This window comes from Salipiger sp. HF18 (genome assembly GCF_011806505.1).
Classification (GTDB): Bacteria; Pseudomonadota; Alphaproteobacteria; order Rhodobacterales; family Rhodobacteraceae; genus Salipiger; species Salipiger thiooxidans.
Window position 1 is genome coordinate 1 of sequence record NZ_JAATOS010000089.1, and the last position, 13,098, is coordinate 13,098.

Sequence of the window (13,098 nt, forward strand, 5' to 3'; positions counted from 1 at the left end):
ACGCTCGGCGTGCGCGACAAGGCCCGCGCCGCGGCATTCTACGACGCGCTCGGCTGGCAGCGCGCGCCGGGGCCCGAGGGGGTCATTGCCTATGACCTGCTCGGCCAGACCTTGGGGCTCTTCGGGCTTGAGGAACTGGCCAAGGACATTGGCGTGCCGGTCGAGACGCTGGGCCACGGCGGTCTGACGCTCGCCCACAACCTGCGCAGCCGGGCCGAGGTCGAGGACCTGCTCTCCCGCGCCGAGGCGGCCGGGGCGACGATCCTGAAGCCCGCGCCGGAGGAGTTCTGGGGCGGCTACCACGGCTATTTCGCCGACCCCGAGGGCCACGTCTGGACTGAGCCTGCTCACTGCTCACTGCTCACTGCTCACTGCTCACTGCTCACTGCTCACTGCTCACTGATTGACGGCCGGGGCTGAACCTTCTTGAAGGCGATGGCGGCCCGTGGCGTCGGCGCCGGTGGGCGCCACATGTCGGCTTCAACGATTTCCTAACCATGACGCGCCAGTCTCGTGGCCGTTCCCCCGTGCCGCCCCGGCGCGGGGCGCGGGGAGAGGCCATGCAGGTCAGGCAGGCGCAGGCCGGGCGCGACACCGGCGATCACGACTACCCAGAGTTCCTGCGCGGCGTGGCGGGTACGCTCTGGAACCGCCGCGCGCTTGATGCCGAGCTCGGCGCGCTCTGCCACCCGCAGCTCATCCATCGCCAGGCGCTCGGCATGGGCTACGGCGCCGAGGCGCTGCGGGGCGAGGCGCTCGAGCTGCTGGCGGCCCTGCCGGACATCTCTGCCCGGACCGAGGACGTGATCTGCTCGGGCACGCCACGGGTTGGAATGCTCGGGGCGCAGCGTTTGCATCTGAGTGGCAGCCACACGGGCGGCGGGGTCTTCGGCGAGCCCTCGCGGCGGCGGCTGCGGTTCCGGGTGCTGGCGGACATCTATGCCAAGGACGGGCGGCTCTGCGAGCTTTGGGCCGTGCGCGACAGCGGCGCCATCCTGCGCCAGCTCGGGCTCTGCCCGCGCCGCTGGGCGGCGGAGCGGATCGGGGCCGAGACGGGCGACGGCCCGTTCCGCCCGGCACAGGACCAGCCCGGACCCTACACCGGGCAGGGCAACGGCAACCAGTGGGGCCTCGCCTTCGCCGCGCTGCTCGAGCGGGTGATGGGCATGGGGTTCTCGGAAATCGCCGCGCAATACGATCCCGCCGCGCGGCTGGCCTATCCGGGCGGGGTCCTCGACGAAGGCGCGGGCGGCGCCGAGCGTTTCTGGTTCGGTCTGCGCGCGGCCTTCCCGGACGCCCGATTCACCATTCAACACGTCATCGGCCGCGAAGACCGCCTCATGCCGCCCCGCGCCGCGCTGCGCTGGTCGCTCGACGGGCGCCACGCGGGCTGGGGCGTGTTCGGGGCCCCGTCGGGCGCTCGGGTGCATGTCATGGGCATCAGCCACGCCGAATTCGGCCCCGACGGGCTGCGCCGGGAATGGACGCTCTACGACGAGGCGGCGGTCTGGATGCAGATCTCCGCAGGGGTGTCGTCGGCGCGGCCCGAGGGGGTGTTGGCGGCGGAGTGAGGTGGTGTCGGCGCTGTGCGTCTGGTCAGGGCAGGACCGGGGGTTTCACACCCCCGGACCCCCGTGGAGTTTAGGGACAAGATGAAGCCGGGGGCGGCGCGTTTTGGTCGGTGCAGGGCACATGATGTGCGGTCGGCAGCGCGCTTGTGATCACCCTCGCGTGAGCGGGTGGGCGGAGGGCCGCCGCGCGGAGCTTTCCGCCTTTTCCTCGCCGAACGACCTGATAGATTCGCAGTCGAGGCAACACATGATAACGGGGCAGGGTATGGCGGTCTCCGCGCAGGGGCGGCGTTGGCACGGCTTGGGACGGCATGGCTGAACCGCTGGTTCTGCTGCCCGATCTCATGTGCGACGCGCGGCTCTTCGGGCCGCAGATCGCGGATCTGTCCCGCGAGATCGCGGTCACCGTCGCGCCCGTGAGCAGTGGTGAACGGGTCGAGGAAGTGGCCTCGGCGCTGCTCGACGTGCTGCCGCGGCGTTTCGCGCTGGCGGGGCTGGGACTTGGCGGCATGGTCGCCATGGAGCTGCAGCGCCGGGCGCCCGACCGGGTGGCGCGGCTCATGCTCATCAGCACCACGCCGCTGGCCGAGACGCCGCAGCAGGCGGCCGAGCTCGATCCGCTGATCATCAAGGCCCGCACCGGCCGCCTGCGCGAGGCGGTGCGGGCGCTGCGGCCGGTCGACAGCCTTGCGCCGGGGCCGTTCCGCATGGAGATCCAGGCCATGGTCGACGAGATGGCCGAGGGGCTTGGCGTCGAGGTCTTCACCCGCCAGATCCGCGTCCTGCAGCGCCGCCGCGACCAGCAGAGCGCCCTGCGCAAGCTGCGGGTGCCGGTCACCGTGCTCTGCGGTGCCCATGACATCACCCTGCCGGTCAAGCGCCACGCCTTCCTCGCCGAGCTGATCCCCGGCGCGCGGCTCGAGGTGATCGAGGACGCGGGCCACCTGCCGCCGCTCGAGGCGCCCGACGCGGTGAGCGACGCCATCCGTGGCTGGCTGCAGGCGCCCATGCTCCCGCGCTGAGCCGCATTGACGTGCCCCGGACGGGCGCCTATGTGGGGCACGCGTGGAGGGCCGGGCGGCCGCTGCCGGCGGGGTGACCTGTCGGGAGAGGAAAGTCCGGACTCGCCGAAGCGCCGGTGCCGGGTAACGCCCGGGCAGGGCAACCTGACGGAGAGCGCCACAGAGAACAGACCGCTCCGGTTCGCCGGAGCAAGGGTGAAACGGTGGGGTAAGAGCCCACCGGGGGACGGGCAACCGGACCCGCATGGCAAGCCCCACCGGGAGCAATGCCAAATAGGGACTTCGCGCGGGGCATGATCTCTTCGGGGATATCGCCGCAGGGCTGCTTCGGCCCGAGACGTCCGGGTTGGCAGCACGAGCCCGCGGGCAATCGCGGGCCTAGAGGAATGGTCGCACAGGGGTGGGGAGACCCGCCCTGGACAGAATCCGGCTTACAGGCCCTCCACGCAGAATTTTCCGCCGCGAACCCGGTTGACTCGGGCGCGCGCATCGGTAAAAGGCGGGCTTCAAGGATTTCACGGGGCGCGTGCATCTGTGCGCGCTTGCCCGTCGCAGGAGAAGAACCATGGCGAAGCCGACCACCATCAAGATCCGCCTGAACTCGTCCGCAGGCACGGGCCACTTCTACGTGACCAAGAAAAATGCCCGCACCATGACCGAGAAGATGACCGTGCGTAAGTACGACCCGGTCGCGCGGAAGCACGTCGAATACAAAGAAGGCAAGATCAAATAAGCCTTACCTCGTAAGAGGGACAGTGACAGAGACCGCGCGGGCCCCTACCTGTGCGGTCTCTTGTCGTATGCGCTGGGGCGAGACGGGGAGGCGCGATGCCGGCAGCAGGGTTCAGCGGCGTGCTGGTCGAGGCAGGCCCCGGGGGCCGTCCTGCGCTGTTCGACGGTGCGCTGGAGACCCTCACCGCCTCTGACGCCGAGAGCGCCCGCGCGGCGCTGGCGCGGCTCGAAGCCGCCCGCCGGGCCGGGCACTGGATCGCCGGTTTTGCCGCCTACGAGCTTGGTGTCGCGCTGGAACCCGCGCTGGAGGCCCTGCTGCAGGGCGTGACCGGCCCGCTGCTCTGCTTCGGTATCTTCGACGGACCCCGGGACGCTGCGCCCCTGCTGCGCGAGGCGGGCGAGGGCAGGGCGGAGATGCGCTCTGCGACACCGCTCTGGGACCGCGCCGCCTACGCCGAGAGATTTCACGAGATCAAGCGCATGATCGCGCGGGGGGACCTCTATCAGGTCAACCTCACCATGCCCGTCGCGCTGCGGTTCGGAGGCACGCCGCTGGCGCTCTGGGGCGCGATGCGGGCGCTGCAGCCGGTGGGCCATGGGGCGGCGCTGTCGCTGGGCGGGCATGTGGTGCTGTCGCGCTCGCCGGAACTCTTCTTTGCGCTGGCCGGGGATGGCGCCATCACCGTCGCGCCGATGAAGGGCACGGCCCCCCGTGGCGACACGCCCGAGACCGATATGGCCCTTCGTGACGCTCTGGCGCGCGATCCAAAGAACCGCGCCGAGAACATCATGATCGTCGACCTGATGCGCAACGACCTCGCGCGGATCTCGCGCGTGGGCTCGGTGCGCGTGCCGGACCTGCTGCGGGTCGAGACCTACGAGACGGTGCACCAGATGGTGTCGCAGGTCGAGGCGCGGCTCTCGGACGCGCCGGCGCTGCCCGAGCTTCTGGGCGCGCTCTTCCCCTGCGGCTCGATCACCGGCGCGCCCAAGATCGCCGCGATGCGGGCGATCCACGCGCTCGAACGCTGGGAGCGTGGGGCCTATTGCGGTGCCATCGGCTGGATGGCTCCGGACGGGCGGGCGCAGTTCAATGTGGCGATTCGGACGCTGACCGTCACCGGCCCGGGCGAGGCGCTGATGGGCGTCGGCGGTGGCATCGTGCATGACAGCGATTGTGACGCGGAATATCAGGAGGCGCTGTGGAAAGCACGCTTCGCGACCGGGCTGATCCCGGGCTGAGGATCATCGAGACCATGCTCTGGCGGCCCGGTGAGGGCCTCCAGCGCGGCGCGCTGCACCTTGCGCGGGCCGAGCGGACCTGCGCTGTCCTGGGCTTCGTCTGGGACGGGACGGCGGTGTCCGAGGCGCTGGCCGGGCTTGATGAGCCGAGTCCGGTGCGGCTGCGCATGACGATCGGGCGGGATGGCGACGTCGAGATCACGCACCAGCCCTTCGCGGGCGGTGCCGTTGCGCCCGCGGTGCTGGAGGTCTCGCCCGAGCGGCTCGACCCCGAGGACCCGTTCCTGCGGATCAAGACCACGCGGCGCGCGCTCTATGACCGGACCCTGCGCGAGAAGCCCGCAGGCGTGGACGAGGTGCTGTTCCTCAACACCAGGGGAGAGCTCTGCGAGGGCGCCTACACCAACCTCTTCCTCACTCTCGGCGGGCGTCTGGTGACGCCTGCGCTTGGCTGCGGGCTGCTGCCGGGGGTGCTGCGCGAGAGCCTGCTGCGCTCGGGCGAGGTCTGCGAAGCGGTGCTCACGCCCCGGGATCTGGCAGGGGCCGAGGCGATCTGGATCGGCAACTCGCTGCGCGGTCTGCGCCGGGCGGCGCTGGCCGAGGGCGTCGCGCTGCCTTGACGCCGAGGGCGTCGCGCTGCCATGAAAAAGGCCCCGCCGGTGGGGCGGGGCCTGACATGCTGGCCGGAAGGCCGGGTGTTCTTACTCGCGGTTGCCAAGCAGCTGCAGCAGGAACATGAACATGTTGATGAAGTCGAGGTAGAGGTTCAGCGCGCCCATGATGGCGGCCTTGCCGAGCCACTCGCTGTCACCATGCGCCGCATGCTGCAGGTAGGTGTTCTTGATTTTCTGCGTGTCGTAGGCGGTGAGGCCCGCGAAGATCAGCACACCCAGGATCGAGATGGCGAAGTAGATCGCCGGCGAGCCGAGGAAGATGTTGATGATCGACGCCACGAGAATGCCGATCACGCCCATGATCAGGAACGACCCCCAGCCGGAGATGTCCTTCTTGGTGGTGTAACCCCAGAGCGACAGGCCGGCAAAGGCGATGGCGGTCACAAGGAACACCTGCGCGATCGAGAAGCCGGTGAAGGCCACGAAGATCCAGCTCAGCGACAGGCCCATCACCGCCGCGAAGGCGAAGAAGAACAGCTGTGCGCCCGCGGCGGAGATGCGGCTGAGCGCCGCTCCGAAGGCGAAGGCCATGATCAGCGGGGCGAACATCACGATCCAGCCCAGGATGTTCGGCTGAAGCGTTGCCGGGTCGCGGAAGACGCTGAGAAGTTCGGGGCTAGTGCCGACGGCCCAGGCAACCGCGAAAGTCAGCAGCATCCCCACGGACATGGTCCCGTAGACCTTGTTCATGTGGGCGCGCAGACCCTCGTCAATCTGGGCCGCGCTGGTTGGTCCGGTGGCGGTCCGGATTGTTCTGTATTGAGCCATCTATACCTCCAAGCTGTGTAACGACGGGGAAATGATACACTTTCCTTTCCCATATTGGCAGAGCCAAGAGGCAATTCAAGAAGCCGAGAGCGCAATTCCGACGCTTTTCGTGCGCGCTTGCACGGGGTTGCGGGATCGCAGCGGGATGCGGCGCCCCGGACGCGTCAGTTGCGCCAGTGCGCGGGGGCGTCCCAGACCGGCCGGCGCGCCTCGTGCAGCGCCTCCGAGCGGGTGAGACCCATGTCGCGCAGCGCGGCGTCGTCCAGCTCGGCCAGCCGGCGGCGCTGGCGCCAGAGCGCCTGAAGATCGAGGAGCCGGGTCAGCAGCGCGCGTGCGCCACGGGGGCGGCGGATCGCGACGGGGGCGGCGCAGGTCTGTGCAGTGTCACGGGGCATGATGGCCTCCTTCACGGGTCGTGATGGAAATATTCGTTTTCATCGTCTTGTGTGATTGGTATGCTGGCCAGCGACCGATCTGTAAAACGAATATCCCTGAAGCCCTCCATCACGAAATCCGATTCATGCGCAATCTCGACATCACCACGCTCCGTTCCTTCGTCGCGGTCGCCGATGCCGGCGGCGTCACCCGGGCGGCGGGCTTTCTCAACCTTACCCAGTCGGCGGTCTCGATGCAGCTCAAGCGGCTCGAGGACATGCTGGGGCTGGCGCTGCTCGACCGCAGCGGTCGCGGCGTGAGCCTCACGCCTGCTGGCGAGCAGCTGCTGAAATATGCCCGCCGGATGGTCGATCTCAACGACGAGATCTATTCCCGGCTCACCATGACCGACTGGGAGGGCGAGATCGTCCTCGGGGTGCCGCATGACATCGTCTACCCGGTGATCCCGCGTATCATGAAGAAGATGCAGCGCGATTTCCCGCGGGTGCGGCTGCAGCTGCTCAGCTCCTATACGTCCGAGCTCAAGGACCTGTTCGCCCGTGGCGCCGTCGACGTGATCCTGACCACCGAGGCCGAGCCGGGCGAGGGCGGCGAGGGGCTGCTCGACGTGCCGCTGCGCTGGTATGGCGCGCCCAACGGCACCGCGTGGAAGACCCGGCCGCTGCGCATCGCGTTTTCGCGCCGTTGCGGGTTCCGCCCGGTGGCCATCGCGCTGATGGAGCGCGAGCAGTTCGACTGGGAACTGTCCGTGGATTCCGAGAGCGACCGCACCATCGAGGTCTCGGTCTCGGCCGATCTCGCGGTGACGCCGGTCCTCGAGGGCCATGCGCCGGCGCATTTCGAGCTGGTGCCGAACGGGGTGCTGCCGGAGCTGGGGATGCAGAAGATCTGCCTTTACGCCGCCAGCGCCCGGCCGCGCATCGTCGAGCCGCTGGTCGAGATGCTGCGCAACGAGTTCTGCTCCCTGCGCGGCCGCAACGACATGGCCGCGCAGTAGGGCGCCGGGTCCGGACCGGCGCGCGTCAGCCCGGGATCCGGATGACCACCTTGCCGGTGGAGGCGCGCGCGCGCAGCAGTTCCATGCCCTCCATCGCCCGGTCGAGCGGCAGCACGTGGCTGATGTGCGGCTTGATCCGCCCCTCGGCGTACCAGCCGAAGAGCGTCGCCAGCGAGCCGGTCAGCGCCTCGGGCCGGAAGCTCAGGTAGCCGCCCCAGTAGAGCCCCATCACCGTCAGGTTCTTCACCAGAAGGTGGTTGGCCTTGATCTGCGGGACCTCGCCGCTGGCGAAGCCGATGGTCAGGATCCGCGCCTCGGGCCGCGCCGAGCGGAAGGCGGCGGTGAACTGGTCGCCGCCCACCGCGTCATAGACCACGTCGGCGCCGCCGAGCGCCAGCACCGCCTCGCGGATGTCCTGGGAGCGGGCGTCGATCAGGTGATCGGCCCCGGCCGCCCGCGCGACCTCGAGCTTCTCGGCGCCGCGGGCACAGGCGATGACGCGGGCGCCCATCAGCTTGCCGATCTCGACCGCGGTCAGACCGACGCCGCCCGCGGCCCCCAGCACCAGCAGCGTCTCGCCCGGCTGCAGCCGCGCCCGGTGGTCGAGCGCGAGGTGGCTGGTGCCATAGGCGATCTGGAAGGCCGCGGCATCCTCGAGGCTCATGCTCTCGGGCATCCGCACTGCGCGCGTGGCATCGAAGACGCCATACTCTGCAAGCCCGTCGCGGCCGCCGTAGACCGCGACCCGGTCGCCGCGGGCAAGCCCGGTGACGCCCTCGCCAAGGGTCTCGACGGTGCCCGCGATCTCCATCCCGAGGGTGAAGGGCAGGGGCGGGGTGTCCTGGTAGCGGCCCTGCATCATCAGGAGATCGGCGAAATTCAGCCCACAGGCCCCGATCCGCACCCCGATCTGCCCCGGTCCGGGCTGCGGCACGGGCAGTTCGCTCAGGGCGGGGGGCGACTCATGTGACGTAAGGTGCAGTGCGCGCATTGTTCTCCTCCGGGGTGACATATTCGTGAAGGGCTTGCCGCTACGTCGCGAAAAGTCAAGTATCCGAAAAAAGCTATTAAATTACCGTGGTTTGTTTCAACCGGTGAGTGCATTCAGTTAACTGTGTCTACGCCTCCGGGCGCAAAAAGCTTGATTTCCGGCGTGCTCGCGATGTAGCGTCCCGTCATCCGGGAGCTGGGGCTTACTCGTGACAGGTATGCGTTCTGCATTTGTTCAGGCGTCGCCGTTGTCAATAACATATACAAGAAGTCACCCCCAAAAGGGGTGTGGTAGAAGGAACAACCGATGACGCATCCCGTCGACGTCCATGTTGGCAAACGCATCCGTCACCGCCGCTGGCTGGTGGGCATGACTCAGCAGCAACTTGCCGAACAGGTCGGGATCAAGTTCCAGCAGATCCAGAAGTACGAAACCGGTGCAAACCGCGTCAGTGCTTCCCGTCTCTGGGACATCGCCGACGCCCTGGACGTCTCCGTGAGCTTCTTCTTCGAAGGACTCGAAACCGAACAGGACGCCCCTGTCTCCGCCGCTGCCATGCCGTCCGACATCCTCGGCGACAAGGAAGCACTGGACCTGGTGCGCTCCTATTACGCGATTCCGGAAAACCAGCGTCGCCGCCTGTTCGAACTGGCGCGCGTCCTGTCCGACGTGGCTTGAGCCTGACGGCCCGCTGCGCTAGGCGATCCTCGGATCAACAAGCGGGCGGGCACCATGGCCGAGTTTTCGGACAAGCTTTCTGAAGAGCTTTGGACTACGGCGCACGCGCTGGCAGATGCCGCGCGTGCTTCGATTCTTCCGCACTTCCGGTCTGCGGGATTGAATGCGGAGAACAAGCTGGCCGAGGGCTTTGACCCGGTCACCGTCGCCGACCGCGCCGCCGAAGAGGCGATGCGCGCCGTGCTGGCCGAGATGCGGCCGCAGGACGGCATCCTCGGCGAGGAATTCGGCAACGCCGCTGGCACCAGCGGCCTGACCTGGGTTCTCGACCCCATCGACGGCACCCGTGGCTTTCTTGCCGGCACCCCCACCTGGGGCGTGCTGATCGCGCTTTCCGACGAGACCGGGCCGCGGCTCGGGGTGATCGACCAGCCCTACACCGGCGAACGGTTCTGCGGCGGGCTCGGGCGCGCCGACATGACCGGCCCGCTGGGACCGCGTGGCCTGAAAACCCGTGCGCCGCGCGGGCTTGACGAGGCGATCCTCTTCACCACCTTCCCCGAGATCGGCACCGAGGCCGACCGTTCGGCCTTTGGCCGGGTGCGCGACGCCGCGCGGCTGACCCGCTACGGCATGGATTGCTACGCCTACGCGCTGGTCGCGGCGGGGCAGATCGACCTCGTGGTCGAGGCGGGGCTGCATCCTTACGACATCCAGGCGCCCATCGCGGTGATCGAGGCCGCGGGCGGCGTGGTCACCGACTGGGAGGGCGGCCCGGCGCACAACGGCGGACGGGCTCTGGCGGCGGCCAACCCGGCGCTGCATGCCGAGGCGCTGCGGCTGCTCAACGGCTGAGACCCGCCGGCCCCGTCGCGCGGGGGCTTTTCATTCCGCGCGGGCCGGGCCACGCTTTCGGCGACCCCAGACGGAGCGCCCGCCATGCCGGAAACCCTGATCCGCAACGCCCAGACGATCCTCACCATGGATGACGACGGGCGCGAGCTCGAGGGCACGGACATCCTGCTGCGCGACGGCGTGATCGCGGCCATCGGGCGCGGGTTGCGGACCGGGGGCGAGGTGGTCGACGCCTCGCGCTGCGTGGTGACGCCGGGGCTGGTGAACACCCACCACCATCTCTACCAGACGCTGACCCGCGCCGTGCCGGGCGGGCAGGACGCGCTGCTCTTCGGCTGGCTCAAGACGCTCTACCCGATCTGGGCGCGTTTCGGCCCCGAGGAGATCCGGATCTCGGCCCTCACAGGGCTGGCCGAACTGGCGCTCTCGGGCTGCACGCTGACCTCGGACCACCTCTACCTCTATCCCAACGGCGCCCGGCTCGATGACACCATCGACGCGGCGCAGGAGATCGGGCTGCGCTTCCACGCCACCCGCGGCGCCATGAGCATCGGCGAAAGCGACGGCGGCCTGCCGCCGGATTCGCTGGTCGAGCGCGAGGAGGCGATTCTCGAGGACTGCATCCGCGTCGTCGACGCCTTCCACGACCCGCGCGAGGGCGCCATGGTGCGCATAGGCGTCGCCCCCTGCTCGCCGTTCTCGGTGACCCGCGAGCTGATGCGCGACGCGGCGCTGCTGGCCCGCGACAAGGGCGTGATGATGCACACCCACCTCGCCGAGAACGACGAGGACATCGCCTATTCGCTCGCGACCTTCGGCTGTCGCCCGGGGCAATACGCCGAAGAGCTGGGCTGGACCGGCCCCGACGTCTGGCACGCCCATTGCGTGAAGCTCGATGGCGCCGAGATCGATCTCTTCGCCGACACCCGGACCGGCGTCGCCCATTGTCCCTGTTCCAACTGCCGGCTGGGCTCGGGCATCGCGCCGGTGCGGGCGATGATCGACGCAGGCGTGCCGGTGGGGCTGGGGGTGGACGGCTCGGCCAGCAACGACGGCTCGAACCTTGTGGCCGAGGCCCGGCAGGCGATGCTGCTGCAGCGTGTGACCCGCGGCGCCGATGCCATGAGCGCGCGCGAGGCGCTGCGGCTGGCGACCCGTGGCGGCGCCGAGGTGCTCGGCCGCTACGATTGTGGGCAGGTGACGGTGGGCAAGCGCGCCGATCTGGCGCTCTGGGACGTGAGCAGCATCGACAGCGCCGGGAGCTGGGACCGCGCCGCGCTGCTGCTCGCGGGACCGCAGCGGGTGCGGCACCTGTTCGTCGAGGGACGGCAGGTGGTGCGCGACGGGTTGCTCGCCACGATCGATCTGGATGCAACCATATCGCGTCAAAACACGTTAGCTCTACAACTATCGCAGTAATGCACCGCCTTGCCACACGATCTTCCGAAACGCGCCGCAAAGGCCCGGAAGACAAGGCGCGGTGACAGGACCAGAACGACCAGGAGACGAACCATGCGTTGGATGATGCTGGCCGCGGGCCTCATGGCCGCGGGATGTGCCGTATCGACCTCGACCCCCGAAGTTGCATCGCAGGGGAAATCGCAGGGGAACCTGCGGCTTGCCGCCGCCCCGGCCCCCGCCGTGTCGCTGAACGACTTCCGCACCGCCAACGGCCGCCAGGCGCTGCAGCGCTCGCCGCGACTGCAGGCCGCCGCCGAGGCCCACGCCCGCGACATGGCGCGGATGGGCCGCATGACGCACCGCGGCTCGAACGGCAGCGAGGTCTCGGACCGGGTGCTGCAACAGGGCTACCGCTTTGGCCGCGTGGCAGAGAACATCGCCGAGACCGGGCGCGGCCCGGACCGTGTCATGGATCTCTGGATCAACTCGCCGTCGCACCGCCGCAACATGCTGATCAAGGACGTGACGCACTATGGCATGGCGCGAAACGGCGACTATTACGCGCTGGTGGTTGCGCGCCGGCGCTGAGCGCCGCGCCTCGGCTGAAACGCGCCGTGGCAGGGCCAGGCGTCTGGTGACTTGCGCAGCTCGTGCTATCTGGTGTTCGATCTGCGAAAGACTGAAACCGCCGGAGACGCCATGAAACTCGCAAGCCTTGCCGCCCTGTTGATCCTTCCGCTGGCGGGATGCCTCGAGGTCGACGTGAGCGATGCCGCGGCGACGCCCGCCGCCAGTTCATCTGCCCGCAGCGGCACCAAGAGCGACGGGCTCTTCTACCAGTATGGCTCGGCCAGTACGCCGGCGGATGCCAATGTCGATCCCGGCACGGCGCTCAACGAATACCGCGCCGCGCACGGGCTCTCGAAGCTGAGGAAATCCAAAAAGCTCACCGCCGCCGCGCAGGGCCACGCCCGCGACGTGGCGCGCATGGGCAAGGTCACCCACACCGGCTCGGACGGCAGCTCCATCGGCGACCGCGCGCGGTCCGAGGGCTACCGCTATGCCCGCATTGCCGAGAACGTCGCCTGGACCGCGCGCGGCTTCCCGACGGTGATGCAGGTCTGGGACGACTCGCCCAGCCACCGCGAGACCCTGCAGCTGCGCGACGTCGACCAGTACGGTCTGGCGCGTTCGGGTCAGTACTGGGTGCTGATGGTGGGCCGCTCGCAGTAAGCGCCCGCCGCAAGGCCGTCAGCCGAGCGGCGCGGCCTTGCGTCCCGCCACCCAGGTCGAGGCGACGGCGCGGTCATCGCCCATCATGATGGTCGGGAAGACCGCCTCCCAGATGGTGTCTGCCTGCGCCACGCGTTGCGCGATGGCAGGCGTCGAGGCGAGGTCCAGCACCACGAAATCCGCCTCCATGCCGGGCGCGAGGTTGCCGATGCGGTCGTCGCACCGCAGCGCCCGGGCAGAGCCCTGCGTCGCCAGCCAGAGAAGTTCCGAGGCGTGCAGCGGGCGGTGGCGCAGCTGCGCGATCTCGTAGGCTGCGGCCATCGTGCGCAGCATCGAGAAGGACGAGCCGCCGCCGGTGTCTGTGGCAAGCCCGATGACCTGACCCTCCTTGGTGAGCCCGTCCATGTCGAAGAGCCCCGAGCCGATGAAGGTGTTCGAGGTCGGGCAATGCACTAGCGCCGCCCCCACCTCGCGCAGCCGGTCGCGTTCGCGCGGCTCGAGGTGGATGGCATGGCCACAGAGCCCACCGGCACCCAGC

Annotated in this window: 16 protein-coding genes and 1 other RNA gene; 13 read left to right on the plus strand and 4 right to left on the minus strand. The window is 69.1% G+C overall.

The genetic code is table 11. The features are described from left to right. From HC022_RS10285 to HC022_RS10315, 7 genes are all read left to right on the plus strand, one after another. A partial coding sequence (locus HC022_RS10285) for a VOC family protein (protein ID WP_254885040.1) occupies window positions 1-420 on the plus strand: 420 nt, incomplete at its 5' end. Between the two features lie 140 nt (window positions 421-560). Further along, complete coding sequence (locus HC022_RS10290; protein ID WP_167452367.1) at window positions 561-1,571, plus strand: ester cyclase; 1,011 nt, start codon at window positions 561-563, stop codon at window positions 1,569-1,571. A gap of 311 nt (window positions 1,572-1,882) precedes the next feature. Continuing rightward, window positions 1,883-2,593 carry an alpha/beta fold hydrolase gene (locus HC022_RS10295; RefSeq protein WP_167452368.1) on the plus strand — a complete coding sequence of 237 codons (711 nt, stop codon included), beginning with the start codon at window positions 1,883-1,885 and terminating at the stop codon, window positions 2,591-2,593. Between the two features lie 43 nt (window positions 2,594-2,636). Beyond that, window positions 2,637-3,043: RNase P RNA component class A (gene rnpB / locus HC022_RS10300), an RNA gene on the plus strand. A 115-nt stretch (window positions 3,044-3,158) separates the two neighbouring features. Next, window positions 3,159-3,326 (plus strand): 50S ribosomal protein L33, encoded by a 168-nt coding sequence (gene rpmG, locus HC022_RS10305; RefSeq protein ID WP_008885060.1) that lies wholly within the window; start codon window positions 3,159-3,161, stop codon window positions 3,324-3,326. Between the two features lie 95 nt (window positions 3,327-3,421). Beyond that, window positions 3,422-4,567: an aminodeoxychorismate synthase component I gene (locus HC022_RS10310; protein WP_167452369.1), complete on the plus strand. Its 1,146-nt coding sequence runs from the start codon at window positions 3,422-3,424 to the stop codon at window positions 4,565-4,567. Next, window positions 4,528-5,187, plus strand: a complete 660-nt coding sequence (locus HC022_RS10315; RefSeq protein ID WP_167452370.1) for an aminotransferase class IV family protein — start codon at window positions 4,528-4,530, stop codon at window positions 5,185-5,187. The genes HC022_RS10310 and HC022_RS10315 overlap by 40 nt, the downstream gene beginning before the upstream one ends. Window positions 5,188-5,268: 81 nt before the next feature. Here HC022_RS10315 and HC022_RS10320 read toward each other — a convergent pair whose 3' ends face one another. Together HC022_RS10320 and HC022_RS10325 are read right to left on the minus strand one after the other, a co-directional pair. Next, complete coding sequence (locus tag HC022_RS10320; RefSeq protein WP_089955564.1) at window positions 5,269-6,009, minus strand: Bax inhibitor-1/YccA family protein; 741 nt, start codon at window positions 6,007-6,009, stop codon at window positions 5,269-5,271. A 164-nt stretch (window positions 6,010-6,173) separates the two neighbouring features. Beyond that, window positions 6,174-6,404: a DUF1127 domain-containing protein gene (locus HC022_RS10325; RefSeq protein WP_008883780.1), complete on the minus strand. Its 231-nt coding sequence runs from the start codon at window positions 6,402-6,404 to the stop codon at window positions 6,174-6,176. A gap of 125 nt (window positions 6,405-6,529) precedes the next feature. Between HC022_RS10325 and HC022_RS10330 the strand changes: the two genes are divergently transcribed. Continuing rightward, window positions 6,530-7,402, plus strand: a complete 873-nt coding sequence (locus tag HC022_RS10330; protein WP_167452371.1) for a LysR family transcriptional regulator — start codon at window positions 6,530-6,532, stop codon at window positions 7,400-7,402. A gap of 25 nt (window positions 7,403-7,427) precedes the next feature. Here the strand turns inward: HC022_RS10330 and HC022_RS10335 are convergent, their stop codons facing one another. Next, window positions 7,428-8,393, minus strand: coding sequence for an NADPH:quinone oxidoreductase family protein (locus tag HC022_RS10335; RefSeq protein WP_167452372.1), 966 nt, complete (start codon window positions 8,391-8,393; stop codon window positions 7,428-7,430). Between the two features lie 306 nt (window positions 8,394-8,699). On the opposite strand from HC022_RS10335, the gene HC022_RS10340 reads away from it, so the two are divergent. The 5 genes from HC022_RS10340 (at window position 8,700) to HC022_RS10360 (ending at window position 12,560) form a co-directional block, all read left to right on the plus strand. Beyond that, complete coding sequence (locus HC022_RS10340) at window positions 8,700-9,071, plus strand: helix-turn-helix domain-containing protein (protein WP_008884631.1); 372 nt, start codon at window positions 8,700-8,702, stop codon at window positions 9,069-9,071. Between the two features lie 54 nt (window positions 9,072-9,125). Next, a complete protein-coding gene (gene hisN, locus HC022_RS10345) occupies window positions 9,126-9,926 on the plus strand; it encodes a histidinol-phosphatase (protein ID WP_167452373.1) in 801 nt (266 codons plus the stop codon). An 84-nt stretch (window positions 9,927-10,010) separates the two neighbouring features. Beyond that, a complete protein-coding gene (locus HC022_RS10350) occupies window positions 10,011-11,345 on the plus strand; it encodes an 8-oxoguanine deaminase (RefSeq protein WP_167452374.1) in 1,335 nt (444 codons plus the stop codon). A 93-nt stretch (window positions 11,346-11,438) separates the two neighbouring features. Further along, window positions 11,439-11,915, plus strand: a complete 477-nt coding sequence (locus HC022_RS10355; RefSeq protein ID WP_254885041.1) for a CAP domain-containing protein — start codon at window positions 11,439-11,441, stop codon at window positions 11,913-11,915. 111 nt (window positions 11,916-12,026) lie between these two features. Continuing rightward, window positions 12,027-12,560 carry a CAP domain-containing protein gene (locus HC022_RS10360; RefSeq protein WP_167452375.1) on the plus strand — a complete coding sequence of 178 codons (534 nt, stop codon included), beginning with the start codon at window positions 12,027-12,029 and terminating at the stop codon, window positions 12,558-12,560. A gap of 18 nt (window positions 12,561-12,578) precedes the next feature. On the opposite strand, the gene HC022_RS10365 is transcribed toward HC022_RS10360, so the two are convergent. Continuing rightward, window positions 12,579-13,098, minus strand: a 520-nt coding sequence (locus tag HC022_RS10365; protein WP_167452376.1) for an amidohydrolase family protein, incomplete at its 5' end; no start/stop codon positions are given.

Coding starts and splice junctions, on each gene's coding strand:
- HC022_RS10290 (WP_167452367.1), top strand. CDS start 561: ATGCAGGTCAGGCAGGCGCAGGCCGGGCGCGACACCGGCGATCACGAC.
- HC022_RS10295 (WP_167452368.1), top strand. CDS start 1,883: ATGGCTGAACCGCTGGTTCTGCTGCCCGATCTCATGTGCGACGCGCGG.
- rpmG (WP_008885060.1), top strand. CDS start 3,159: ATGGCGAAGCCGACCACCATCAAGATCCGCCTGAACTCGTCCGCAGGC.
- HC022_RS10310 (WP_167452369.1), top strand. CDS start 3,422: ATGCCGGCAGCAGGGTTCAGCGGCGTGCTGGTCGAGGCAGGCCCCGGG.
- HC022_RS10320 (WP_089955564.1), bottom strand. CDS start 6,009: ATGGCTCAATACAGAACAATCCGGACCGCCACCGGACCAACCAGCGCG.
- HC022_RS10325 (WP_008883780.1), bottom strand. CDS start 6,404: ATGCCCCGTGACACTGCACAGACCTGCGCCGCCCCCGTCGCGATCCGC.
- HC022_RS10330 (WP_167452371.1), top strand. CDS start 6,530: ATGCGCAATCTCGACATCACCACGCTCCGTTCCTTCGTCGCGGTCGCC.
- HC022_RS10335 (WP_167452372.1), bottom strand. CDS start 8,393: ATGCGCGCACTGCACCTTACGTCACATGAGTCGCCCCCCGCCCTGAGC.
- HC022_RS10340 (WP_008884631.1), top strand. CDS start 8,700: ATGACGCATCCCGTCGACGTCCATGTTGGCAAACGCATCCGTCACCGC.
- hisN (WP_167452373.1), top strand. CDS start 9,126: ATGGCCGAGTTTTCGGACAAGCTTTCTGAAGAGCTTTGGACTACGGCG.
- HC022_RS10350 (WP_167452374.1), top strand. CDS start 10,011: ATGCCGGAAACCCTGATCCGCAACGCCCAGACGATCCTCACCATGGAT.
- HC022_RS10355 (WP_254885041.1), top strand. CDS start 11,439: ATGCGTTGGATGATGCTGGCCGCGGGCCTCATGGCCGCGGGATGTGCC.
- HC022_RS10360 (WP_167452375.1), top strand. CDS start 12,027: ATGAAACTCGCAAGCCTTGCCGCCCTGTTGATCCTTCCGCTGGCGGGA.